The organism is Achromobacter aegrifaciens (assembly GCF_902859735.1).
Classification (GTDB): domain Bacteria; phylum Pseudomonadota; class Gammaproteobacteria; order Burkholderiales; family Burkholderiaceae_B; genus Achromobacter; species Achromobacter aegrifaciens.
Genome location: NZ_CADIJY010000005.1, coordinates 132,106 through 156,690 on the forward strand (window position 1 = coordinate 132,106; position 24,585 = coordinate 156,690).

A 24,585-nucleotide genomic window follows, 5' to 3' on the forward strand; every position below is an offset into this window, starting at 1 on the left:
GGGGAACCCGGGCGCTACCCCCCCTTTTCTGCCTCCAACCAAGGCGCCAGCGCGTCCAGCGTGCGCCCCGTGGCTCCCGAATGCATGCGAAACCATGCCAGCGCCGCCTCAGCCGTGCGCTGGCGGCGCGGTTCGTCCGTCAGCAATGCCATGGCCGCTTCCACCGCCTGGCCGGCGTCGGCCGCGCGCAGCACCGCGCCCGCCGCGATGGCGTCTTCCGCCGCCTGCTTGAAATTGAAGGTGTGCGGACCGACGATGACCGGCACGCCCGCCGCACAGGCCTCGATCAGATTCTGCCCGCCCAGCGGCGCGAAACTGCCCGCCACGATCGCCACATCCGAAGCGGCATAGTGGAACGCCATCTCGCCCAACGTGTCGCCCAGCAGCACCGCCGTACCCGGCCCCGGCGCTACGCCTTCGGAACGCCGGACATACGGCAGCCCGGCCTCCGACAACAGACGCGCAGCCTCGTCAAAGCGCTGCGGATGACGCGGAATCAACAGGAACAAGGGCGCGCCCGGCATCGCGGCGTGACGCTTGATGGCCTCGATGAAACCGCTATCCTCGCCCTCCCGCGTGCTGGCCACCGCCACCACACGTCGGCCCAGCTGTTCGCGCCAGGCTTGCCCCGCGGCAACCTGCGGCGCCGGCAAGACCAGATCGAATTTCAGATTGCCCGTCACGACGGGCTGCGGCGCCCCAGCCTGCACCAGCCGGTCCGCGTCCTCCGCGGTCTGCGCCAGCACCGAATCAAGCCCGCCCAGCGCTTCACGCATCACGCCGCCCATCCTGCCCGCCTGGCGCAGCGACGAGGCCGAAAACCGGGCGCTCACCAACGCCATGGGCACGCCGGCGCCGCGCGCGGCCGCCAGCAGGTTCGGCCAGATCTCGCGTTCGATGAGCAGGCCGCAACGCGGCCGATACGCCGCCATGAAACGGCGGGTCGCGCCGGGAAAGTCATAAGGCAGCCATGCCTGGCGCAACTGGCCGCGGGCGATCGCATCCGCGTACTGGCGTGCGCCCTCGGCCCGGCCGGTGGCTGTCATGTGCGTCAGCAACACCGGCAGGCTGCGGTCCAGCAAGGCTTGCAGCAGAGGCTGTGCGGCGCGCGTCTCGCCCAGGCTGACGGCATGCACCCAGACCGGTGCGGTCCAGGACGCGGCAGCGGCTGTAGCCGTGGCAGGCGCGGCGTGGCCGAAGCGTTCAGAAGAGAAGATTTCCCATTGTCCGCCCGCGCGCCGGGCGCGGTGGCCCATCCAGAGCCAGACCAGCGGTGATAGAGCCCTGAGCGCCAGCGAGTAAACGCCGCGATTCATGTCACTGGGCGGCCAAGGCCTGCTCCACCGCCGCCATCACGGCCTCGCGCGACGGCGAAGCCCCGCGGTCGCCCAGGCTGGCGGTGTAGCTGGAACCGACCAGCGGCGTGCGCACCGGCGTGGACGCACGGTAAATGCCGATGGTGGGCCGGCCCAGGGCGGCCGACAGGTGGGTCAGACCGCTGTCCAACCCCACCATCAGGCGCGACCCAGCCAGCAAACGCGCCACCGCCGTCAGGTCCATGCGGGGCATCACCTCAGCCCCATCCATCCCGGCGATCAGCAAGCGGGCCCGCTCGGCCTCCTGCTCGTTCCCCGCCAACAATTTCAGGGTGCAGCCGGCCTCGCGCAGGCGGCGGAACACGACGCGCCAGTCTTCTTCCGGCCAGAGTTTGTCGTCGCGGCTGGCCGACGGCATGATCACGGCGTAGCCGCGGTCCGTATCCAGATGGTGCAAGCGCGGCAGTTCGCCGACGTTCATACCCTCGCTGCCGACTTCCAGCACCGGGTCCGCCGCAGGCTGCGTCGCCTGCCGCGCAAAAGCCTGCAGACCGAAATCGGGCGCACCGGCGTATTGGTAGCCGAACGTCAGGGCGGCCAGCTTGCGCTGGCGGATCACCGCCGGCTGCCAGAATTCCACCCTGTGCCGCACGTTGTAGAACAGCGACGCCAACGGCTCGCGCGCCGAGCGCCAGTCCAGCCCGTGCCGTACGCCACGGGTCTGGCGCACCAGCCAGGCGGATTTCAGCAAGGCCTGCATGTCGAGCACGATGTCGTACTGCTTGGACCGCAGGCGTTCCTTTAGCGCGTGACGCTCTGCCCTGACCTGGCTCGACCACCATGCCTTGCGCCAGCGGCGATGCGCCACCTTGATCACCTCATTGACCGCCGGGTGCCAACTGGGGATCTCGGCGAATGCTTCTTCCGCCACCCAGTCGATTTCGGCGTCCGGCATATATCGGGCGATATCAGATATAGCAGGCAGCATGTGCACCAGATCGCCGAGGGACGATGTGCGAACGATGAGAATGCGTGTTGGCATCAAAGCAAAGACGGTTCAGTCAGAAACGCGAATGTACAACACAACGCCTTCCTTCTCCCGGGTTCGCGGCCGAAACCAGGCGCTATGATCCCTACAACACATCACGGCGGGACGGTCACAATTCCACATACAGTGAGGCGCAGACTTGCCCGCCATATTGACCGGTTGACATACAATCACAGTCTCATCATTGAGTTCGACCGAAATGCAATCCAAATCTGGCGATTTCCCGAATATTGTCGGCCTGCTGCTCTCCTATAGGAAATTGCTGGTTTTGGCCATTATTTTGGGAACCATCATCGGCGTCACCATGCCCAAGCGCACCCCGCTTTGGACGGCCAGCGGACTCATTAGGCTCGGGCAGATCAGCGGGACCCTCCTTACAGATGGGGCGACGATCGGATCGATTTCGCAGCAACCCAGCTTCCTGCACGATACCCTCGAGAAAGCCGGCATGCCGAGCGATTTGCGCGACCCGAAAGCCCTGCTGGCGTCGCGCACGTTCACCGCGCTCGCTCAAGGCACCCCGAGTCTCGTCCTGTTGCGGGTAAATGCATATTTTCCGGACGAAGCCAAGCGCATCGTGGAGGTCGCGATTGCCACGGTGCAGCAACAGACCGAGGCAGTCTTCCACGACGAAGTCGAGCTGCGCAAGCGCAAGCTCGCAGCTGCGGAAAAACAGTTGGCGGAAAACCTCAGCGAACGAGACATGGTCGTTACGGCGCTCCAATCGGGGCAAATTGCTCCTGCGACGGCCGTGATGGATTCGCTGGTGGTGTCGTATCTGCTGCGCGCCACCCAAGCCGATTCTGACCGCTTGCGCCTCTTGATCGAGTCGCTGCAGGATCAAATCAATCCGATCCGCACCTTCAACACAAAGCTGGAGACGCCGATTTCGGTCACGACGCCTCTGGGCGGCAGCTTGATCGTCAGCGGTGCAATAGGCGCCATCGTCGGTTTTATCATCGCCTTCCTATTGGCGCTGATTCAAACCTTGATTCGTACCCGCCATCCCGTGAGCAATCTCCTGAATCGCGAATAACGCATCGGTTCAAAGTGATGCCGTGTGCAACTATGTCAACTGATCGTCGTCATCCGAACAGGACGGCGGGGTGGTTGGCGTTTGGTGCATTTTGCATCATGTTTCCGGTCTACATCGCCTACCAAATTTTCGTGCAAAAGGGGGTAATCCACCCATACCTGGGTGGGTACTTTTCAGCCGGGATGGCAATCAGCTTGCCACTGTTGCTGCTTGCCGCCTCTGTCAAACCACACTCGCATATCCCACCGGACTTGGTGGAATGGCTGTTCGTCCTGTTCATGTTGCTTTTCGGCATGAGCCTCGCCGTAGGCGTGTATACCAATGTCACGCCCGATATCCTGAGGCCCAATGCGATTACATGGTGCTCGTTCGTTGTGCTGTACCTGCTGGGATTGCTTTTCCCCTGGGGCGATAAGGCTGCGACGCACTACGCGCAACTCATTTTCGTCGGTCTTCTACTTCTCATCCTGCTCAATACGAAGGGAGGCCAACTGATCGGCGTAGGCTACATCTCGCCGGGAGCCGACAAGGAATTGAATTACCAAGCCGTCGCGCTGGCCTACATCGTGGCGACCCTGGCCGCGCTGCCCCCCGCACGGGTTCTGATCAGGTACGCCGGCTACGTATTCTCGATCATTGCTCTATACATAGTCGGCGCACGCTCCGAATTCGTGGCCTTTGCGTTCATCGCCGGCACCATCGAGTTCTGCATGGCCAAACGAAAAGCGCTGTTCGTCGCGCTGGGCATCGTCGGAATCGTCGCGCTTCTCGCGCTGGCCCATGCCATGCTCGGCACGCTGCCGGGCAGCCGTATCCTGGGCCTGTCCGATGTTAGCGAAGACGCGTCCAGCATCGCCCGGGCCGCGCTAACCACTGATGCCTGGCTGTCGATCAGCCTGGCGCCATTCCTGGGTGAATACGGCAGCTACCTGCCCGGCAACTACGCCCACAACATTCTTTCCGCCTGGGTCGACATGGGCTTGGCAGGCATCGTCACGTTGGCACTGTTGCTGACGTTCGCCAGCGCCAGCATCATGCTCACTTACCGCAACTGGGTCCGTACGCCCGTGTTCCTCGTAACGGCGGCGCTGCTTGTGGCGAGCATACTGCTTATGCTCTTCGCCAAGTACTACACCTATCAGTTGCTGCCTATTGCAATCGGCGCCTATGGGAACCTGCGGCGCCGGGATGCCGGCTACTCCACGTGACGAATGTGCTTGGCGGGGTTGCCCGCCACGATGCTCTTGTCATCGACATTGCGCACAACCACAGCGCCAAGGCCAACAATGGCCTTCTCGCCGATTTTCAGCTGATTTAGTACCGATGCATTCGGCGCGACCCAAGCCTGGGCGCCAATGCGTACGCCGCCGCTGATCTCCGCGCACGCGATGACGAACGCATCCTCGCCCACCTCGACGTTATGCGCGATATGCACGTGATCGTCAATCTTTGCGCCGCGCCGGATCAGCGTATCGCCCAGCGTTCCACGGCAAACGGTAGTCAACGAGCCGATCTCTACATCGTCTTCGATGATCACTCGGCCCAAATGGGGGAGCCGCAGCGCCTTGCCATCCACATCACGTTCGAATCCAAAGCCATCCTCACCAACGACCGCGCAGGACTTGATGATGCTGCGTGCGCCGATGGTGACTTCATCCTGGATCACAACGTTGTGCAAGATCCGCGCACCCGGTCCAACCACCACCCCCTTGCCAAGCACCACGTTCTGCCCGATGGAGGCAGTTGGATGAATGTCGGGTTCGGCCTGGGACCAGACATAGCCCGCCGTCTCTTCGATATAAGCCAATGCCCGCGCGAAATCCAGCCTGGGAGTCGGCGACACCAGCGCGTGGCCTCTCACCAAAGCGGCGTGCTCCGGGGAGACGATCACCACGGCTCCGTCCGGCGCCTTTTCCGCCCAAGGACCCGATTTCGCGAAGCTCAGCGCTCCCGCGACCGCTTCGTCGACCGCCGCGATCGACGTAATCTCGACATCGCTCGCCAAGGCCGGCAACCCCAGATATCGGGCGACGTCATTGGCCGAAACCGGCTTGCTTATTGCTCTACCCATCGAATCACCTCGAAAGCTTCCGCATAGCGCATGCCGACCTGGCAACCACGCTGTACAGCTAGACTGTGGATCAATTCATCGTAGTTCGGCGCACGGAATGCCTGTGACTTATACGCAGCCAGTGCGCGGATCTTGCATTGCAGATGCTTCTCTTCCACTCCGTGGAAAAACGTCAAATCCGTTCGACGATTATTCCAGGGAATTTCGTAACCCAGAATCGTTGCGCGCTTGAATGCCCTGAACGCTTCACGATTGATGACTTCGTGGTCCTGGTGCGTGTCGTAGGAATTCGGGCCCACCACCACATCGGGATCGATCTCCTTGCGAAGGCGGACCATTGCTTCCAGGATTTCCTGGCGGTCACGCGGGAAATACCGCACGCGGAACTGGAACACCTGCAATTGTGAGGCCGGCAGGTTGATTTCTTTCGCCGCATCCACGATTTCGGTGCGCAGGATGTCCTGCGGCAGGCCTGCGGGTACGGATTCCTCGGCAGCGGAAAACGCCGCATAGTGCACTTCGTGCCCTTGCTCCGCCCATTTCGCCATCGACGCGCCGCAGCCCCATTCGCCATCGTCCGTGTGGGGACCCAAGATCAGATACTTTTTCTTCTTCAAACCTATTCTCCTGGAGCAGGTCATTGTGCTCGGCTGGACCGCACCTCGCCCACTCCTGTTCGGCTTGCCCTACCGTAGGGCTGCCGCGTACGCCGGCCTAGCAGGCCCGGCATTCAACCCGGAATTATGCCAAAACATGGAAACCCGCATCGTTCAGCAGCATTCCCAACGCAGCCAGACCGACGCCAGGCCAGAGCGTACCCTCAGGCGGCCTTGACTGCAGCATGAAGAGCAAGGCATGCATGGCGCAGAAGCCGGCGACCAGAAGTATCACTGATTAAAAAGGAAATTCAAGACGTAATACCACACCCAAAACGGTCGCAATTCTCGCAACTTCTGCCCTGGGCTCGCAGATTCACACATCTTCGCCGACGTGCGTTTTCGGTTTCCAGGAGTACACGTGGCGCGACAGCTTCGTCTTGACGCTGTCTTGAAGGAAAAGAGAACCGGGCTCGTGGACACATGTACGAGCGGATGCCGTGCGCCGCCTACGGCCACGCCCGTGGCGATCGGGTCTACGCGGATACGTTAAACGGTGACAGATTGTGCGCCGCAAAATTTATCCCGCATGTAGTTTTCGGCAGCAAAATGCAAAATCGGGATACCGGCCGATGTTCACGCCGGCCGCAACGAGTTGATTCCTACGGGCAGACCGCGCCACTAAATCCAGCTGCCCATTGCTTATCCCTGTGGCAGAACCCGAGCGGCTATAGTATAGTCCTCTGGACCTTCCCGCACGGTTCCCGCGAATGTCGTAAGCACCGACCACACACATGGTCTGCCAGCGATGCGCGCCATTGCTCCGTGCTTGCCTACTCTTTCGCTCTACAGCCACCAAAATGAAGAACGCAGCCCAGGTGGACAGCTGGGGCGACACGTGAACTGGCATCCAGGCGGGCTGTCGCCCCTCCTCTATCCTCAAGCTGACGCTAGGCGTTTCGCCTTCCTGCGTTGCCATTGCAGCGCGCTCGGCTGCGGCTACCGATCCAAGGCCTGTCGTCGACGCTTGGCGAGCCGGCACGGGGCGATGTTGCAAATACCCCACCATAACCCGGTGGCAGTACATATGCTTTCATGTGAATCCGGACAACAGGGCATAGTTGGTCCTGCCGCTTTCGCTTTGTCCATGGCCTATCAATCTACCGCTAGATATTCAACCCTATGAAGAATTTTGCCCTCATCGGCGCCGCCGGATACATTGCACCGCGCCACATGATTGCCATCAAGGAAACCGGTAACGACTTGGTCGCCGCGTTGGACCCCAATGACTCCGTAGGCATTATTGACAGCCATTTTCCGAATGCCGACTTCTTTACAGAATTCGAACGATTCGATCGCCATCTGGACAAACTGCATCGCGCCGGCGATTCCAAGCGCGTAGATTATGTCTCTATTTGTTCGCCGAATTATCTTCACGATTCGCATATGCGGTTTGCGCTACGCTCTGGCGCCGACGCCATCTGCGAAAAGCCGCTCGTCTTGAATCCCTGGAACATTGATGGCCTGCAGGATATCGAGCGCGATACCGGCCGCAAGGTAAACACCATTCTTCAACTGCGCGTTCACCCCGCAATTGTCGCCTTGCGCGAAAAAGTGCAAAAGGAAAAAAAGGCCACCAAGCATGAGGTCGATCTAACGTATATCACGTCGCGTGGCCATTGGTACTTGCAGTCCTGGAAGGGAGATTTGAAAAAATCTGGTGGCATCGCAACCAACATCGGCGTGCATTTCTTCGACATGCTCCATTTTATTTTTGGAGCGTTGCAAAATAACGTCGTGCACCTGTCGGATGACACCAAGGCCGCAGGCTATCTCGAATACGAACACGCTCGTGTCCGCTGGTTCCTGTCGGTCGACTTCGCCGACGTCCCCGAAACACAGCGCAACGCAGGCCAACGCACCTTCCGCTCCATCACCGTTGACGGCGACGAGATCGAATTCTCCGGCGGTTTCACCGACCTGCACACGCGCAGCTACCAGGAAATCCTGGCGGGCCGTGGCTTCGGACTCGAAGAGAACCGCGTGGCAATCAGCACCGTTGCAGCGATTCGCCAAGCACCGCTCGCGCCGCGCACGGGCGACTATCACCCGTTCCTGAAGAAATGAGCCACTACCAGCACCCCAGCGCCATCGTCGACGAAGGCGCTCAAATCGGCGACGGTTCGCGCGTCTGGCACTTCGTGCACGTATGCGGCGGCGCGCGCATCGGCACGGGCGTATCGTTGGGGCAGAACGTCTTCGTGGGCAACAAGGTCGTTATCGGAAATGACTGCAAGGTGCAGAACAATGTCTCCGTCTACGACAACGTCGTGCTTGAAGATGGCGTTTTCTGTGGGCCGAGCATGGTCTTCACGAACGTGTACAACCCGCGATCCCTTATCGAGCGCAAGGATCAATACCGTGACACGCTCGTCAAGCGCGGCGCCACCCTGGGCGCCAACTGCACCGTGGTTTGCGGCGTCACCGTGGGCGCCTTCGCATTCGTCGGCGCCGGCGCCGTCGTCAATCGGGACGTCCCCGACTACGCGCTCATGGTGGGCGTACCGGCCCGACAGATCGGCTGGATGAGCGAATTCGGCGAGCAACTCGACCTGCCGCTGCAGGGCAATGGTGAAACGCTGTGCCCCCATACCAATGCCCGATATGTGCTCAACGACGGCGTTTTGACCAAAACGGAAACCAACTCATGATCGATTTCGTTGACCTCAAGGCTCAACAGGGCCGCATTAAAGACAAGATCGACGCGGGCATCCAGCGCGTACTGGCGCACGGCCAGTTCATTCTCGGCCCCGAAGTCGCTGAACTTGAACAAAAGTTGGCAGCCTACGTCGGCGCCGAATTCTGCATCAGCTGCGCAAACGGCACGGACGCACTGCAAATCGTGCAAATGGCGTTGGGCATCGGGCCTGGCGACGAAGTCATCACACCCGGCTTTAACTACATCGCGACCGCCGAGACCGTCGCGCTGCTGGGCGCCAAGCCTGTTTACGTGGACGTCGACCCGCACACGTGCAACCTCGACCCCGCGAAGCTCGAAGCGGCGATCACCCCCAAGACCAAGGCCATCATTCCGGTTTCGCTCTATGGACAATGCGCCGATCTCGACGCAATCAACGCCATCGCCGAGCGCCACGGCATCCCGGTGATCGAAGATGCCGCCCAGAGCTATGGCGCGACCTACAAAGGCCGCAAATCCTGCAATCTGAGCGCAATTTCGTGCACCAGCTTTTTCCCGAGCAAGCCTTTGGGCTGCTACGGCGATGGCGGCGCAATCTTCACCAATGACCCCGAGTTGGCCCGCGTTATCCGCCAGATCGCCCGTCACGGCCAGGACCGCCGCTATCACCATGTCCGCATCGGAGTGAACAGTCGACTCGACACTCTGCAGGCGGCCGTTCTGCTTCCGAAGCTGGAAATTCTCGACGAAGAACTGGCCCTGCGCGACCAGGTTGCAACCCGCTACACTGCCGCGTTCCACGCCGCGGGCATCACGCAGACGCCTTTCGTGGCCGATGGCAACGTCAGCGCATGGGCGCAGTACACGATCCTGGTGCCGAACCGCGCCGCGCTACAGGAGCACCTGAAAGCCCAGGGCATCCCGACGGCCGTGCACTATCCAATCCCGTTGAACAAGCAGCCTGCCGTGCGTGACGACTCGGCCAACCTGCCGATCGGGGATCAGCTTGCAGAACAGGTCATGAGCTTGCCCATGCACCCGTACCTGGAGCCGGATGTCCAGCAACAAATCGTTCAGGCAGTCGCCCAAGGCATAGAACGTAGCGCCAGCCGCTGATGCCCCGCTGGCATCGCTAACGGCAGCCCTGGACCATGTCTCCCTCCACATGCCCAGTATCAATATCCGGGCTTGGCCCACTCAGTTGAGTCGCCAGACTTTATTGTGAAGGGAGATACACCCATTTGGGAGTCGAACCTGGCCAGGTACAGTGCTTCGCTGCCTTAAAACTGCCTGCGATGCTATCGGTGAAAGGCTGATTGATTCATGTCTAGTAGATTGCGCTATACAAACATAAAGAGTTTTTTCCAAAACCACGGACTGTTGCGTTCAATATTGATCTTGGTAAGTGGCGCGGGGCTGGCCCACCTTATCACAGCGCTCGCCCTGCCATTTCTTACCCGGCTGTATACGCCAAGTGAGTTCAGTACATTGGCGGCATTTTCCGCCGTGCTGTCCACCATTTCCGTAGCCGCATGCCTGCGATTTGATATTGCAATTCCTCTGGCCAGCCGCGATGAAGAAGCCCGCCACCTGCTTGGATTTGCGCTAATTTCGACTTCCGTCATAGCTTTCATCGCTGCGGTCGTAGTCTTTTGGAAAGGCGATGCGCTCGCTGCACTATTCGGCAGAGGCCTGTCAGTTGCCCATCTTTGGCTTATTCCTCTGGGCATCATATGCGCGGGAGCTTACGCAGCATTTCAAAATTGGTTCATACGAGAAAAGAAATTCTGGTCGATAGCAAAGAGTAGAATCGCCCAATCAATAGCAAGCGTTGGCACACAAGTCACACTCGGAATTTTAGGTGCGGGCGCGATAGGATTGCTGACCGGATATATATTTAACACTGGCATTGGTTTTCTAATTCTTTGTGGAATTTGGTGGCACTGGAGACGATCGCGACCAACCCTTCAGGCCCAACCCTCGACGAGTGCGAAAGCAACCTGGAAAAAATATGACCAATTTCCAAAATTCTCAGTTATAGAGGCATTAGCCAATAGCGCCTCCACGCAAATACCGCTAATGATAATAGCCGCCTCCCTCACCGGGCCGGAGGCGGGCTATCTATTATTGGGGATAAATATAATACAGGCTCCCATGGCCGTACTGGGATCATCCATTTCCCAAGTATTTATTTCCCAAGCCCCAGAAAAAAATCGGCAAGGAAAACTCAATCAGTTTGTTTTCACTATGCTGAAAAACCTGCTGAAAACAGGTGGTCCGCCGTTATTGATTTTAGGCGCCGTTTCCCCATTTTGCTTTGGCGTGATCTTTGGAGCTGGATGGGAGCGAGCAGGGATTTTAGTGGCATGGATGACCCCATGGTTTATCTTGCAGTTTATCGTTGCCCCCGTATCTTCGAGCTTGCACATTATTGGCGCACTCAGGCTCGCACTATTGGTACAAGTGGTGGGATTCTTATTGAGGACGGGCGCAGTCTATCTTTGCACGCGCTTTGCTTCGGATTGGGTTTCTGAGGTCTACGCCCTAACAGGCGCATTATTTTATTTATTCTATTTAGCAGTAACGATGATGGCCATCAAGAAGTATCGTTAGACCCATGCATCTCTGGATCTTGTTTCAAACGATAGCGCACATTATCCAGGGAAAGTCACTACAATCGCCCCCTGCCTACCGTACTTGTTAGCCCTTTATGCAGTTCTGTTCCGTACTATCAAAATTTTCCTGCAAACGATGAGCAACCGCAAAAGAGTCCTCTATATCGATGGCGCCGGCCCTTTTGGCGGGGCAAGCAGAAGCCTTTTTGAAGCGGTAAGACGCATGAAAGATACGGGCTTTATTTCTCCGTATTTTTTGACGACCAAAGGGTCTTCCAACGACTACTATCAGATGGTGGCAGAGGATATTATTGCCACTGTGGGTTTGACGCGGTTTGACAACACCGAGTATAGCCACTACAGAGGGGTCCGGTGGCTGGTGCTATTGCGCGAACTTTGGCATTTGCCGTTCATGTTGTTCGCTCTGTTTCAAGCCAAACGGCGATGGAAAAAATTTGACCTCATTCATGTCAATGAGATCACGGAACTTATTCCTGGACTGCTGGCCAAGTATTTGTTCGGATGCCCGTTGGTAGTGCATGTAAGATCAGTTCAGTCAAAAAAAGACAATCTGAGAACCAAATGGATAACCAGATTGCTGAGAAAAGTCGATGGAATTGTCTGTATTGACGAAACGGTATCAAGAAGTGTTGATGCGCAGAACAAGGTTGTAATTCACAATTCTTTTACTGTTGACTCAGATAAATCAGACCCGGACTTTGAAGGCAGGATCTCCACTTACAAGGATTTCTTCCGCGTGGGCTTTGTGGGCAATTTCCAGGAGAACAAGGGGATTGCCGACCTGGTTGAGGCTGCTGTTTATTTGAAAGATCATGGAAACATAAAATTCCTGATCGTTGGCGATGAAACGGAAAAGAAAAAGCTTTTCAGGAGGCTAGTTGAACGTGTGCTCGGGCTAAGCCAGGATGCAAAAACACGGATTATTGGCCGAGTGCAAGAAGCGAGCATCGAGGATAATGTAATTTTTTTCGGAAAAACCTGGGACATTTCGTCTGCGTACAAGAACTTTGATGTCTTGTGTTTTCCATGCCATGCGAATGCTCCAGGACGTCCAATTTTCGAAGCAGCCTTTTTCAAGGTTTCATCAATCGCTTGCATCGAAAGCCCGACAGCAGACACTTTGATTCCCGATGTAACGGGCGTGACCGTGCCAGAGAAGGCGCCGAGGGCCTTGGCGGACTCAATTCTTTCTTTGTCAAAAGATATATCCCGAGTGGAAGCAATGGGCGCAGCCGCCTTTGAGCTGGCTCAACGAAATTTCGATCCAAAAAGGAATTCGGAAAGAATGAAAATTTTCTATAATTCCATTCTTGACAAAGTTTAGAGCTACACTGGACGGCTATTGCACGTTGCCTCCAAGTTCGTTTTTTTTAATATTTTTATGCCTTCTACGGCCCGAGTGCATGGCGGGCCTACGGCGGAATGATTGACCTGGAAGTGATATGGCGACAGATGGGAATTACAGGATTTGTAATCGCACCATAATGGACACCAGCGATCCGAACATTACGTTCGACGAACGCGGCGAGTCCGATTACTGCGCGAATTTCGACACGCAGATCAAACCCAATTGGCATACGGATGCGCGCGGCGAAGCCGAACTCATGCGGACGGCCGAGAAGATCAAGGCCGCCGGCAAAGGCAAAGACTTCGACTGCATCATCGGCTTGAGCGGCGGCCTGGACAGCTCGTACACGGCTTACATCGCGAAGGAAAAGATGGGCTTGCGCCCATTGCTGTTCCACGTCGACGCCGGTTGGAATACCGACCAGGCCGTCGGCAACGTGGAAAAGCTGGTCGATGGCCTAGGGCTGGAGCTGTATACCGACGTCATCAACTGGGAAGAAATGAAGGACCTGCAGGTCGCCTTCCTGAAAGCGCAGATCCCCGACCAGGACTTGCCCCAGGACGTTGCGTTTTTCTCGGGGCTGTATAAGTTCGCCAACAAGCACAAGCTCAAGTATGTGTTGACGGGCGGCAACTATTCGACCGAATGCTGTCGCGAACCGGAAGAATGGGGCGGCTACCCGGGTATCGACAAGCGCCTCATCCTGGATATCCACAAGAAGTTCGGCAAGCGTCCGCTCAAGACCTTCCCGATCGTCGACATCCTGACGTACAAGCTGTACTACCGCTACGTGCTGGGCATGCAGGTCTTCAAGCCATTGAACCTGGTGCCGTACATCAAGGCCGACGCAGAACGGGAGCTGGAGACGCGCTTCGGCTGGAAGAAATTCCAGCACAAGCATCACGAATCGCGCTTCACCCGCTTCTACGAAGACTACTGGATGCCCCGCAAGTTCGGCTACGAAAAGCGCCGCGCCCACTTCTCCAGCCTGATCCTGACCGGCCAGATGACGCGTGACGAGGCCCTGGACCGGATTTCACGTCCCGAACTCGATGAGCATTTTTCGCGCCAGGAATTCCGCTACGTCGCTCACAAGCTGGACCTGACCGAAGACGAGCTGCAGGCGATATTCGACGGCCCGAACCGGACCTTCCGCGATTACGCCAACAAGAAGGCGCTGATTGGGCTGGGCGCGACCGTCATGCAGAAGATCGGCCTGGAAAAGAGGCTTTTCCGATGATCGCCATTATTGACTACGGCCTGGGCAACGTCCTGGCATTCGCCAATATGTACCGCCGCATGGCGGTGCCTGTGTCCATTGCCCGCACCGCCGAAGACCTGGCTGGCGCAACCAAGCTGATCCTGCCCGGCGTGGGCGCATTCGACTACGCCATGGATTCGTTCCGCCGTTCCGGCATGTACGCCGCCGCGGTCGAGCGCGTGACCAGGGACGAGGTCCCGGTCCTGGGCATCTGCGTCGGCATGCAGATGCTGGCGGGCGGCAGCGAGGAAGGCTCCGAGCCCGGCCTGAACTGGGTGCCCGGCATGGTCCGCAAGCTGGATACCACCCATTTCACGCAGCGCACCCAGTTGCCGCACATGGGCTGGAACGACGTTTATCCCCGCCAGGCCTCGCCGCTGTTCGCCGGCCTGGAAGCGGATGCGCGCTTCTACTTTCTCCACTCGTACTATTTCGACTGCCAGAACCAGGACGACATGCTAGCGAGCGCCGAATACGGCACCAAGTTCGCCTGCGCGGTCAATCACAAGAACGTCTATGGCGTGCAATTCCACCCAGAGAAAAGCCACGAATTCGGTGCGCGGCTTCTGAAGAACTTCGCGGATATCTAACGTGCTTCGTCCCAGAATCATCCCCTGCCTGCTGGTCCGAGATAAAGGTCTGGTCAAGACCGTGAAGTTCTCGTCCGACAAGTACGTCGGCGACCCGATCAATGCCGTCCGCATCTTCAACGAAAAGGAAGTGGACGAGTTGATCGTCGTCGACATCGACGCCACCACCAAGGGTCATGGCCCCGATCTGCAAATGATCGAACGCCTGGCCGCCGAATGCCGCATGCCGTTCTGCTATGGCGGCGGCGTCAAGACGGTCGAACAGGCGCAAGCCATCATCAGCCTCGGCGTGGAGAAGGTCGCCCTCAGCTCCGCGCTGGTCGAGGACCCCTCGCTCGCAAGCCGGATCGCCGACAAGCTCGGCCGTCAAAGCGTGGTCGCCGTCCTGGATGTCAAGAAGAAGCGCTTCAGCTCGCGTTACGAGGTCTGGACGCACAATGCCAGCAAGAACACACACCTGAACCCGATTGAGCTTGCCCCCCTGCTACAGCAACATGGCGTGGGCGAGATCGTCGTCAACTCCATCGACCATGACGGCGTCATGAAGGGTTATGACCTCGGCATCGTCGAGCAGATCCGCAATGTGACGACCGTGCCGATGTCGGTGCTGGGCGGCGCGGGCTCCGTCGCTGACCTCGGCGAACTCATCAAGAAGTTCGGGATCATCGGCGCCGGCGCCGGCAGCCTGTTCGTGTTCAAGGGCGCCTACAAGGCCGTGCTGATCAACTACCCCACCTTGGCTGACCGCGAAGCGCTGGTACGCGCGGCGCATCTGCACAGTGCCTGAACGGCATTGCGTCGGCCCACAGAAAGAGACTTGCGAATATGTTGAAACCTAACGCCAAACTGCTCATCACCGGCGGCACGGGATCCTTTGGCAATGCCGTCCTCAAGCGCTTCCTTCAGACGGATATCGGTGAAATCCGGATCTTCAGCCGCGACGAGAAGAAGCAAGATGACATGCGCAAGCGCTACTCGCATCCGAAGTTGAAGTTCTACCTCGGCGACGTCCGGAACAGCCAGAGCCTGCTGAACGCGACGCGCGGCGTGGACTACATCTTCCACGCTGCCGCGCTCAAGCAGGTGCCTTCCTGCGAATTCCACCCGATGGAGGCGGTCTACACCAACATCCTTGGAACTGAAAACGTCCTGGAAGCCGCCATCCGCAACAAGGTGAGCAAGGTAGTCTGTCTAAGCACGGACAAGGCGGTCTATCCCATCAATGCAATGGGCATTTCCAAAGCCATGATGGAGAAGGTCATGGTCGCGAAATCGCGCGACCTGGATGCGTCCGAGACCGTGATCTGCGGTACGCGCTATGGCAACGTCATGGCCTCGCGCGGCTCCGTGATTCCGCTGTTCATCGAACAGATGCGTGCCGGCATTCCTCTTTCCATCACCGACCCCGACATGACCCGCTTCATGATGACGCTGTCGGATGCGGTGGACCTGGTGCTGTACGCGTTCGAACATGGCAACAACGGCGATCTGTTCGTGCAGAAGGCGCCTGCGGCTACCGTCCAGACCCTGGCGGCGACCCTGGCCCGCATGGTCGGCAAACCCGAACACCCGATCAACGTGATCGGCACGCGGCACGGAGAGAAGCTATACGAAGTCTTGCTGAGCCGCGAGGAAATGGCGTGCGCCGAGGACATGGGCGATTACTATCGCATCCCGCCCGACCTGCGCGACCTGAATTACGCGAAGTTCGTCGAACAAGGCGAAGAAAAGATTTCGCGCAGCGAAGACTACAACTCGCACAATACCCAGCGCCTGGATACCCACGGCATGGAGCAGTTGCTGCTGAAGCTGGAATTCATGCAAGCCATCCAGCGCGGCGAGCAAGTAACGCCGGAGGAATAAGCCATGAAGGTTCTCATCACCGGCAGCAACGGGTTCGTTGCGCAGAATCTCATCGCCACGCTGCAAGAGCGCAAGGACATCGAGGTCTTGCGCTTCACGCGTGACGACGACGCTTCATGCCTGGACGAATTGGTGGCCGAAGCCGATTTCGTCTTTCACCTGGCCGGCGTGAACCGGCCCAAGGATCCCGCCGATTTCCAAAGCGGCAACGCTGGATTGACGCAACAGCTCTGCGCCAGCATCGCCCGTAGCGGCCGGCGCACGCCCGTGATCTACACCTCATCGACCCAGGCAAGCCAGGACAATCCTTATGGCCTGAGCAAGCGAGAGGCCGAGGATGCGCTGTCGCAGCTGGCGGATCAACACGGCTCGCCCGTCCATCTCTTCCGCCTGCCCAACGTGTTTGGCAAGTGGGCGCGCCCGAACTACAACTCCGCAGTAGCCACGTTCTGCCACAACGTCAATCGTGACCTGCCCATCCAGATCAATGATCCGGCCGCGACAATCACGCTGGTTTACGTGGATGACGTTGTCGCCCGCTTCATCGAGCTGATGGACGGCGCCGTCGCCGACGACCGGTTCTGCACCGTCGCGCCCCAGTACCGGATCACGGTCGGCGACCTCGCCGCGCAGCTGGAGACGTTCCGCGACAGCCGCAACACGCTAATCACGGCGTCCGTCGGCACCGGCCTTGTTCGTGCACTGTATGCCACCTACATCAGCTACCTGCCGCCCGAGCGCTTTTCCTATGAAGTACCCAAGTACGGCGATCCGCGCGGCGTGTTCGTCGAAATGCTCAAGACGCAGGACAGCGGCCAGTTCTCCTACTTCACCGCCCATCCCGGTGTGACGCGCGGCGGCCACTACCATCACTCCAAAACCGAGAAATTCCTGGTCATCAAGGGACGCGCACGCTTTCGCTTCCGCCACATTCTGACCGGTGAATTCCACGAGCAGGACACGGATGGCGAAAAGCCGGAAATCGTGGAAACGGTGCCCGGCTGGACGCACGACATCACGAATATCGGCGACGACGAAATGGTCGTCATGCTTTGGGCCAACGAGATCTTCGACCGCGCCCGTCCCGACACTTATGCCCGCCCGCTCTGACATGAAAAAACTCAAAGTCGCCACTGTCGTTGGCACTCGCCCCGAAATCATCAGGCTGTCGCGCGTGCTCGCGAGCCTGGATCGCCATTGCGATCACGTGCTCGTGCACACTGGCCAGAATTACGACTACGAACTCAACGAGATCTTCTTCCAGGACCTGGGCATCCGCAAGCCGGACCATTTCCTGAATGCTGCGGGCGCCACTGGCGCGGAAACGATCGGCAAGGTAATCATCGCAACCGACCAGGCCCTGGCCGAGATTCAACCGGATGCAATGCTGGTGCTGGGCGATACCAACAGCTGCATGGCGGTCCTGCCCGCCAAGCGCCGCAAGATCCCTACCTTCCACATGGAAGCGGGCAACCGCTGCTTCGACCAACGCGTGCCTGAAGAGATCAACCGCCGCATCGTCGACCACACCTCCGACATCAACCTGACGTACAGCGACATCGCGCGCGAGTATCTGTTGCGTGAAGGCCTGCCCTCTGACCGGATCATCAAGACCGGCAGCCCGATGTTCGAAGTGCTGAATCATTACCGCGACGGCATCGAGGCGTCCGACGTTCTGGATCGCCTGGGCCTGACGCCTGGCCAATTCTTCGTCGTGAGCGCCCACCGCGAAGAGAACATCGATTCGGACCACAACTTTTCCAAGCTGGTGAAGTTGCTGAATACGGTGGCCGCCACCTACGATCTGCCCGTTATCGTCTCGACCCATCCGCGCACGCAAAAGCGCGTGGACGCGATGGGGGTCAAATTCCACGCGAACGTGCGCCTGCTGAAACCGCTCGGTTTCAAGGACTACAACAAGCTGCAGGTGTCCTCGCGCGCCGTGCTGTCAGACAGCGGCACAATCACCGAAGAATCGTCGATCCTGAACTTCCCCGCGCTCAACATCCGCGAGGCGCACGAGCGCCCCGAAGGCATGGAAGAAGCGTCCGTGATGATGGTTGGGCTGGAGACCGACCGGGCGTTGCAGGCGCTGGAACTGCTTGCGCACCAGTCGCGCGGCGCGAACCGCGATTTCCGTCTGGTGGCGGACTACAGCATGCCGAACGTGTCCGAGAAAGTGGTGCGCATCATTCATAGCTACACCGACTACGTCAATCGCGTCGTATGGAAAAAGGCGAATTGAAGATCGCGCTCGTTACCCAGTACTTCTGGCCCGAGTCCTTCTCGATCAACGACCTGGTTGAAGCCTTGGTGGCCCAAGGCCATACCGTGGAAGTCTTCACGGGCAAGCCGAACTATCCTGACGGGAAGATCTTCCCTGGATACCAGGCAGAGGGCGCGTCCGAAGAATTGTTTGCCGGCTCCGTCGCCGTGCATCGGGCGCCGTTGCGCCCGCGCGGCGGCGGCGGCGCGGCCAACCTCGCACGCAATTATCTATCCTTCGTCTGGAATGGCCTGCGGCATTTTCCGCGGCAAGCCAAGGGCAAGTCGTTCGATATCGTTTTCGTATTTTCGCTATCTCCGATCACGGCGGCCATTCCCGCGATCTATCTGAAATGGCGTCTGCGCAAACCCATGGCGATGTGGGTGCTGGACCTGTGGCCGGAAAGCCTCAGCGCAACCGGCTTCATCAAGAACAAGTTCGTGCTGAGCGCCATCGCCCTGATGGTGCGCGGCATCTATGCGTGTTCCGGCCTGATCATGGTGCAGTCGCGTGCGTTCATCGACGCTGTTTCTCGCTATGCCGACCCGCGCAAGCTGGTCTACTACCCGAACTGCTCGCGCGACACGCCGAACACGCTGTCCGCCGACACGCAGGTACCGCGCGCACTGCTGGATGAAATGGAGTCGCGCTTTTGTGTCGTGTTCGCGGGCAACCTCGGAACCGCGCAGGCCGTCGAGACCCTGGCCGAGGCCGCCGAACGGCTCAAGCATCTGCCCGATGTCCGCGTCGTGCTGGTCGGCAGCGGAAGCATGTCGTCTTGGCTGGCGGAACAGAAACAGGCGCGCAACCTGGACAACCTGGTCCTTGCCGGCCGCTTTCCGGCCAGCGAAATGCCACAGTTCCTGACGCGCGCGCAAGGACTGATCGTTTCGCTCAAGCGCAGCGAAATCTACGCGCAGACGGTACCCGCGAAGATCCAGACCTACTTGAGCGCCGGCCGCCCCATCCTCGCCTCGATCGACGGCGAAGGTGCCCGCGTCGTCGAGGAAGCTGGCGCCGGGCTGGTCAGCCCTGCCGAGGACGCCGAGCAGCTGGCTTGCCGCATCGAACAGCTGCACGCCATGTCCAGCGAAGCGCGCGCCGCCATGGGCGAGCGCGGCCGCGCCTACTTCCTGGAGCATTTCGAGCTGGAAAAGCAGGCCGCCCGCCTGGCCGAGCTGCTACAGCAACACATAGATCGAGGTGGACGATGAGCCAAGCGATTACCGTAGGCGTCCTGGGCGCGACTTCCCCGGCGGGCCGGCAGGTGCTGGCCAAGCTCGCCGCAGCCGGCCATCGCGTGGTGGCATTCTCGCGCAGCGCGCAGCCAGCCGGCGAAGCCGATGCCGTGCGCTGGATATCGCTGGCCGACAGTCAAGCGGAAGATGCAGCCCGGGCCGCAGGCCCGATTACGGTCTGGATTGCGCTCTGCCATATCTGGGTAGTCGGTGAACATTTCGATTTCATGCGCAGGCTGGGCGCCCAGCGCGTCGTCTGTCTGTCGTCGACCCGCCGCTACACCAAGGTCAGCTCCCAGAACGCCTATGAAGAAGCGCTGGTACGGCGTCTATCCGACGGCGAACGCGCCCTGGCCGAATGGGCCGAGGGCGCTGGCATCGGCTGGACCGTGCTGCGCCCCACGCTGATCTACGGACGCAGCACCGACCGCAACCTGTCGGAGATCGTCCGCATCATCCGCAAGCTCCACATCTTTCCCGTGTTCGGGCGTGCCGGCGGACTACGCCAGCCCGTCTATGTGGATGACGTCGCGCAGGCTGCCGTGCTCGCGGCGTTCGCGCCGCAAGCCGCCGACAAGGGATACAACATTTCCGGCGCGGAAGTGCTGAGCTATCGGGAAATGGTGACGCGGATTTTCAAAGCCATGGGCCGGGCCCCGCGCCTGCTGACCGTGCCGATCTGGCTGTTCAATTCCGCCCTGTTCTTCCTGCGCCTGATTCCGCGCTACCGGGGCTGGAATAGCGACATGGTGCAACGCATGAACCGCGACATGGTATTTGCGCATGACGACGCGACGCGGGATTTCGGCTTCAAGCCGCAGCCGTTCGTCCTGCACGATATCGACGTTCTCTGAATTCGCGAGCGTGTCTATTTTTCACCGGCCCGAGTCCGGCCATTTCTGCACTAGAAAATAATGGATGCCCTATCGCTACCGTGGTGGTTATTCGCAGTATTCGCAGCGCTGGCCTGGCTGTTGACAGGCGCGCTGCGCCGCTATGCGCTAAAGCATGATGTCATCGACGTGCCGAATGCGCGCAGTTCGCACAAGACGCCCACGCCGCGCGGCGGCGGTATCGCGTTTGTCATCAGCTTCCTGCTGGGATTGGCGACGCTGGCCGCGACCGGAAATGTCGCCCCCGTGGACGCGATTGCCCTGGGCGGCGCGGGCGCCTGGATCGCGCTCATCGGTTTTCTCGACGACCATGGCCATATCCCGGCACGCTGGAGATTGCTGGCCCACTTCACCGGGGCAGCCTGGGTGCTCTACTGGATAGGCGGCGTACCCTCGATGTCGTTTTGGGGGCTGGAACTGCAAACCGGCTGGTTGCTCTCGATCCTGGGCGCGTTGTACCTGGTATGGATGCTCAATCTCTACAATTTCATGGACGGCATCGATGGCATCGCCAGCATCGAGGCGCTCTGCGTCACGGTGGGCGGCTGCATTCTGTACGCGATGGCCGGCCAACCGTTGGCAGGCATTCCCAGCGCGCTGCTGGCGGCCACGGTGGCGGGCTTCCTGATCTGGAATTTTCCGCCGGCGAAGATATTCATGGGCGATGGCGGCAGCGGCTTCCTCGGCCTGATTCTCGGCGCCCTGTCGCTCCTGGCTGGATGGCATTCTCCGGCCATGTTGTGGGCGTGGCTAGTGCTGCTGGGTGTTTTCATCATCGACGCAACCGTCACCCTGATACGCCGGCTTGGGCGCGGAGAAAAAGTTTATGAAGCGCACCGGACTCACGCGTACCAATATGCGAGCCGCAAATATTCCAGCCACAAAAAGGTCACGCTTGCGGTGCTTTTAATTAATGTCGTGTGGCTGTTCCCGTGGGCTGCGGCAATATCGACAGGATTAATCGACGGCCTGACTGGCGTACTTTGTGCATATATACCGCTAATAGCCCTGTCCATACGGCTTAAGGCGGGAACCCCGGAAACCACAAACTGAACATTTGGTAGCCCGGCAGCGGGCGCATCTTGAGTAGAATTCCGTCTGCGTGCGTTTGGCCGCAAGACACAGGCATGAATGGCGTAATTATGAATTCCAAAGGCATCTTGCTCATCATCGGCAGCGGCGGGCATGGACGCGCGGTCGCCGAAGCCGCCGAGCTGACAGGCGAATGGACCGGTATTGACTTCGCCGATGACGCGTATCCCGCCCTGCAGCAGTCGGGCGACTGGCGCATCGTCGGCTCGACCGGCCAGCTGCCGGAGCTGGCCCGCAACTATCAGGCGGCGGTCGTGGCCATCGGCAACCAGGCCGTGCGCCAGCGCTTGACCGACACGCTGACCGATCTCGGCATACCGCTGGCGACCATCGTCCACCCGCGGGCCTGGGTCAGCGCGCTGGCCGAAGTCGGCGCCGGCTGCGCCATCATGGCCGGCGCCGTGGTCGGCGCCTGCGCGCGTTTGGGGCGTGGCGTCATCGTCAATGCCAACGCCACAGCGGACCACGATGTCGTGCTCGGCGACTATGCCCATCTTGGCGTCGGCGTCCAGCTCGCGGGCGGCGTAGTCATTGAAGACCGCGCCTGGCTGCAGGCCGGATCCTGTGCTGGATACCGGGTCCGGGTGCCAGCGGACGCCGTGTTGGCCCCAGGTTCGCGCCTGATCGCGGATTGATTCCAGACTACCTATAAAATGATCGTTCCTACCCGCTTTCGAACCGCACTGGTGTTTCTGTTTGACCTGGCGGCGATCCTCATCGCCTGGCTGGGGGCATTCCTCATCCGCCTCAATTTCGAATGGCCGACAGAGTGGGAAGGCCCCATAGCGCGGGCGCTGCTCGTCCTGCTGCCCGTGCAGATCATCGCCTGCCGCTGGGCGGGCCTGTATCGCGGCATGTGGATCTTCGCCAGCCTGCCGGACCTCAAACGCGTCCTGAACGTGGTGCTCGCCTCGACGGTCGCGCTGCTGCTCTTTGCCTTCCTGAATCGTGGCCAGCCCGCATTGCCGCGTTCCATCCTTGTGCTGTATCCCTTGCTGCTGCTCTTGGTCATGGGCGGCGGACGCGCCGCCTGGCGCATGTGGAAGGAACACCGGCTCTACCGCGCGGGCTTCGGCCAGGGCACGCCGGTCGTCGTGATCGGCGCGGGCACGGCCGGCGCCATGCTGGTCCGCGAACTGGGTCGCAGTTCCGATTGGCATGTGGTGGCGCTGGTGGACGACGATCCCGCCAAGCGAGGCCTGGAAATCTCCGGCTGTCGCGTGGCTGGCGGCACCAACAGGTTGCCCGAAATCCTCAATGACTACGGCGCAAAGCACGTCATCCTGGCCATTCCTTCCGCCAAGGGAACCGCCATCCGCCGCGTGTCCGACATCGCGACCCGCGCAGGCGCGTCGCTGTTCACCGTGCCGGGGTTGAGCGAGCTGATGAGCGGCCGTGTCGCCATCAACATGATGCGTCCCGTAAAGATCGAGGATCTGTTGGGCCGCGAATCCGTGCATATCGACAACATCAATATCCACGAAATGATTGCCGGCAAGCAGATCCTGGTGACCGGCGCGGGCGGCTCGATCGGCAGTGAACTGTGCCGTCAGCTTGCGCGCTTCGCGCCGGCCGCCATCATCCTGTACGAGGTGAGCGAGTTCGCCCTTTACACCATCGAACAATGGTTCACCGACAATCAGCCCTCGGTGCGCGTCATCCCGCTGGCGGGAGACGTCAAGGACGCCACGCGCGTGGATGAAGTCTTTGCGCGCTACAAACCGGACATCGTGTTCCATGCGGCAGCGTACAAGCACGTGCCTCTCATGGAGATCGACAATGCCTGGCAGGCCGTGCGCAACAACGTGCTTGGCACCCTGAACGTGGCCCAGTGCGCCGAACGCTACCAGGCGCAGCGCTTCGTCCTCATCTCGACCGACAAGGCCGTGAACCCCACCAACGTGATGGGCGCCACGAAGCGCATGGCTGAAATGGTGTGCGAAGTGCTGCATGGCCGCAACGGCAAGACACGGTTCCAGATCGTCCGTTTCGGGAACGTGCTGGGCAGCACGGGCAGCGTCATTCCCAGGTTCCAGTCCCAAATCTCGCGCGGCGGCCCCGTTTCCGTCACTCACCCCGAGATTACGCGCTACTTCATGTCCATTCCCGAAGCGGCCCGGCTGGTGTTGCAGGCGGCCGCCATGGGCAACGGCGGAGAAATCTTCGTGCTGGACATGGGCGAACCCGTCAAGATCGCCGATCTGGCGCGCAACATGATCCGCCTCTCGGGATTCACCGAAGACGAGATCCACATCGAATTCACGGGGTTGCGCCCGGGCGAAAAGCTCTATGAAGAGCTGCTCGCCGATTGCGAGGAAACGCTGGAAACGCCCCATCCCAAACTGCGGATCGCCCGCTCGCGCCCCGTGCCCGACGGTTTCCGGGAAACGGGTTTCAGCTGGATTGCTGGTTCCACCTCAGTCGCGGACGGGGATGTCCGTGCCGAGTTGAAGCGCTGGATGCCCGAGTACGAACCGTCAAAGCAGTAACAGCCAATCAGGTCTAGCGTCCGGCTCTCGCGGCGACACAATTTCGTGCCGCAGTCGCCGTGTCGGGCCACGCCGGCCAAGCTGATGACCACCCTGCGCATGCTCAGTTTGCGAGCACTCACCAGATAAATGGCGCCAAGCGCT

General features: G+C 59.8%; 22 protein-coding genes. 18 read left to right on the plus strand and 4 right to left on the minus strand.

Annotation, left to right across the window (positions count from 1 at the left end):
- Positions 1-14: 14 nt before the first annotated feature.
- Entirely contained in the window at positions 15-1,316 is a 1,302-nt protein-coding gene (locus HV766_RS16675; protein ID WP_175181539.1) for a 3-deoxy-D-manno-octulosonic acid transferase, read from the minus strand.
- Between the two features lies 1 nt (position 1,317).
- Complete coding sequence (gene waaC, locus HV766_RS16680) at positions 1,318-2,358, minus strand: lipopolysaccharide heptosyltransferase I (protein WP_175181540.1); 1,041 nt, start codon at positions 2,356-2,358, stop codon at positions 1,318-1,320.
- 205 nt (positions 2,359-2,563) lie between these two features.
- On the opposite strand from waaC, the gene HV766_RS16685 reads away from it, so the two are divergent.
- Positions 2,564-3,400 (plus strand): hypothetical protein, encoded by an 837-nt coding sequence (locus HV766_RS16685; protein WP_175181541.1) that lies wholly within the window; start codon positions 2,564-2,566, stop codon positions 3,398-3,400.
- 98 nt (positions 3,401-3,498) lie between these two features.
- The gene (locus HV766_RS16690; protein WP_175181542.1) at positions 3,499-4,608 is read left to right on the plus strand and encodes a hypothetical protein; all 1,110 of its coding nucleotides are present in this window, start codon (positions 3,499-3,501) and stop codon (positions 4,606-4,608) included.
- Here the strand turns inward: HV766_RS16690 and HV766_RS16695 are convergent.
- Positions 4,596-5,471 (minus strand): LpxD N-terminal domain-containing protein, encoded by an 876-nt coding sequence (locus HV766_RS16695; RefSeq protein ID WP_175181543.1) that lies wholly within the window; start codon positions 5,469-5,471, stop codon positions 4,596-4,598. The two genes, HV766_RS16690 and HV766_RS16695, sit on opposite strands and share 13 nt — an antisense overlap.
- Complete coding sequence (locus HV766_RS16700) at positions 5,456-6,088, minus strand: PIG-L deacetylase family protein (RefSeq protein ID WP_175181544.1); 633 nt, start codon at positions 6,086-6,088, stop codon at positions 5,456-5,458. The genes HV766_RS16695 and HV766_RS16700 overlap by 16 nt, the downstream gene beginning before the upstream one ends.
- A 1,161-nt stretch (positions 6,089-7,249) precedes the next feature.
- On the opposite strand from HV766_RS16700, the gene HV766_RS16705 reads away from it, so the two are divergent.
- The 16 genes from HV766_RS16705 (at position 7,250) to HV766_RS16780 (ending at position 24,441) form a co-directional block, all read left to right on the plus strand.
- A complete protein-coding gene (locus tag HV766_RS16705) occupies positions 7,250-8,194 on the plus strand; it encodes a Gfo/Idh/MocA family oxidoreductase (protein ID WP_175181545.1) in 945 nt (314 codons plus the stop codon).
- Positions 8,191-8,778, plus strand: a complete 588-nt coding sequence (gene wbpD / locus HV766_RS16710) for a UDP-2-acetamido-3-amino-2,3-dideoxy-D-glucuronate N-acetyltransferase (RefSeq protein WP_175181546.1) — start codon at positions 8,191-8,193, stop codon at positions 8,776-8,778. Before HV766_RS16705 ends, wbpD begins: the two co-directional genes overlap by 4 nt.
- Positions 8,775-9,881, plus strand: a complete 1,107-nt coding sequence (locus HV766_RS16715) for a DegT/DnrJ/EryC1/StrS family aminotransferase (RefSeq protein WP_175181547.1) — start codon at positions 8,775-8,777, stop codon at positions 9,879-9,881. Before wbpD ends, HV766_RS16715 begins: the two co-directional genes overlap by 4 nt.
- A gap of 207 nt (positions 9,882-10,088) precedes the next feature.
- Entirely contained in the window at positions 10,089-11,378 is a 1,290-nt protein-coding gene (locus HV766_RS16720) for a lipopolysaccharide biosynthesis protein (RefSeq protein ID WP_175181548.1), read from the plus strand.
- 138 nt (positions 11,379-11,516) lie between these two features.
- Positions 11,517-12,725 (plus strand): glycosyltransferase family 4 protein, encoded by a 1,209-nt coding sequence (locus HV766_RS16725; RefSeq protein WP_175181549.1) that lies wholly within the window; start codon positions 11,517-11,519, stop codon positions 12,723-12,725.
- Between the two features lie 118 nt (positions 12,726-12,843).
- Positions 12,844-13,989: an N-acetyl sugar amidotransferase gene (locus HV766_RS16730; RefSeq protein ID WP_175181550.1), complete on the plus strand. Its 1,146-nt coding sequence runs from the start codon at positions 12,844-12,846 to the stop codon at positions 13,987-13,989.
- A complete protein-coding gene (gene hisH, locus HV766_RS16735) occupies positions 13,986-14,600 on the plus strand; it encodes an imidazole glycerol phosphate synthase subunit HisH (protein ID WP_175181551.1) in 615 nt (204 codons plus the stop codon). The genes HV766_RS16730 and hisH overlap by 4 nt, the downstream gene beginning before the upstream one ends.
- Position 14,601: 1 nt before the next feature.
- A complete protein-coding gene (locus HV766_RS16740) occupies positions 14,602-15,387 on the plus strand; it encodes an AglZ/HisF2 family acetamidino modification protein (protein ID WP_175181552.1) in 786 nt (261 codons plus the stop codon).
- Positions 15,388-15,425: 38 nt separating this feature from the next.
- A complete protein-coding gene (locus HV766_RS16745; RefSeq protein WP_175181553.1) occupies positions 15,426-16,463 on the plus strand; it encodes a polysaccharide biosynthesis protein in 1,038 nt (345 codons plus the stop codon).
- A 3-nt stretch (positions 16,464-16,466) separates the two neighbouring features.
- Complete coding sequence (gene wbjC, locus HV766_RS16750) at positions 16,467-17,573, plus strand: UDP-2-acetamido-2,6-beta-L-arabino-hexul-4-ose reductase (protein WP_175181554.1); 1,107 nt, start codon at positions 16,467-16,469, stop codon at positions 17,571-17,573.
- 1 nt (position 17,574) lies between these two features.
- Positions 17,575-18,708 (plus strand): non-hydrolyzing UDP-N-acetylglucosamine 2-epimerase, encoded by a 1,134-nt coding sequence (gene wecB / locus HV766_RS16755; protein WP_175181555.1) that lies wholly within the window; start codon positions 17,575-17,577, stop codon positions 18,706-18,708.
- Positions 18,705-19,943 (plus strand): glycosyltransferase family 4 protein, encoded by a 1,239-nt coding sequence (locus HV766_RS16760; RefSeq protein ID WP_175181556.1) that lies wholly within the window; start codon positions 18,705-18,707, stop codon positions 19,941-19,943. Before wecB ends, HV766_RS16760 begins: the two co-directional genes overlap by 4 nt.
- The gene (locus tag HV766_RS16765) at positions 19,940-20,821 is read left to right on the plus strand and encodes an NAD-dependent epimerase/dehydratase family protein (protein WP_175181557.1); all 882 of its coding nucleotides are present in this window, start codon (positions 19,940-19,942) and stop codon (positions 20,819-20,821) included. Before HV766_RS16760 ends, HV766_RS16765 begins: the two co-directional genes overlap by 4 nt.
- A 60-nt stretch (positions 20,822-20,881) precedes the next feature.
- Complete coding sequence (locus HV766_RS16770; RefSeq protein ID WP_175181558.1) at positions 20,882-21,913, plus strand: MraY family glycosyltransferase; 1,032 nt, start codon at positions 20,882-20,884, stop codon at positions 21,911-21,913.
- An 89-nt stretch (positions 21,914-22,002) separates the two neighbouring features.
- Positions 22,003-22,587, plus strand: coding sequence for an acetyltransferase (locus HV766_RS16775; RefSeq protein ID WP_175181559.1), 585 nt, complete (start codon positions 22,003-22,005; stop codon positions 22,585-22,587).
- A gap of 18 nt (positions 22,588-22,605) precedes the next feature.
- Complete coding sequence (locus HV766_RS16780; RefSeq protein WP_175181560.1) at positions 22,606-24,441, plus strand: polysaccharide biosynthesis protein; 1,836 nt, start codon at positions 22,606-22,608, stop codon at positions 24,439-24,441.
- Positions 24,442-24,585: the final 144 nt, after the last annotated feature.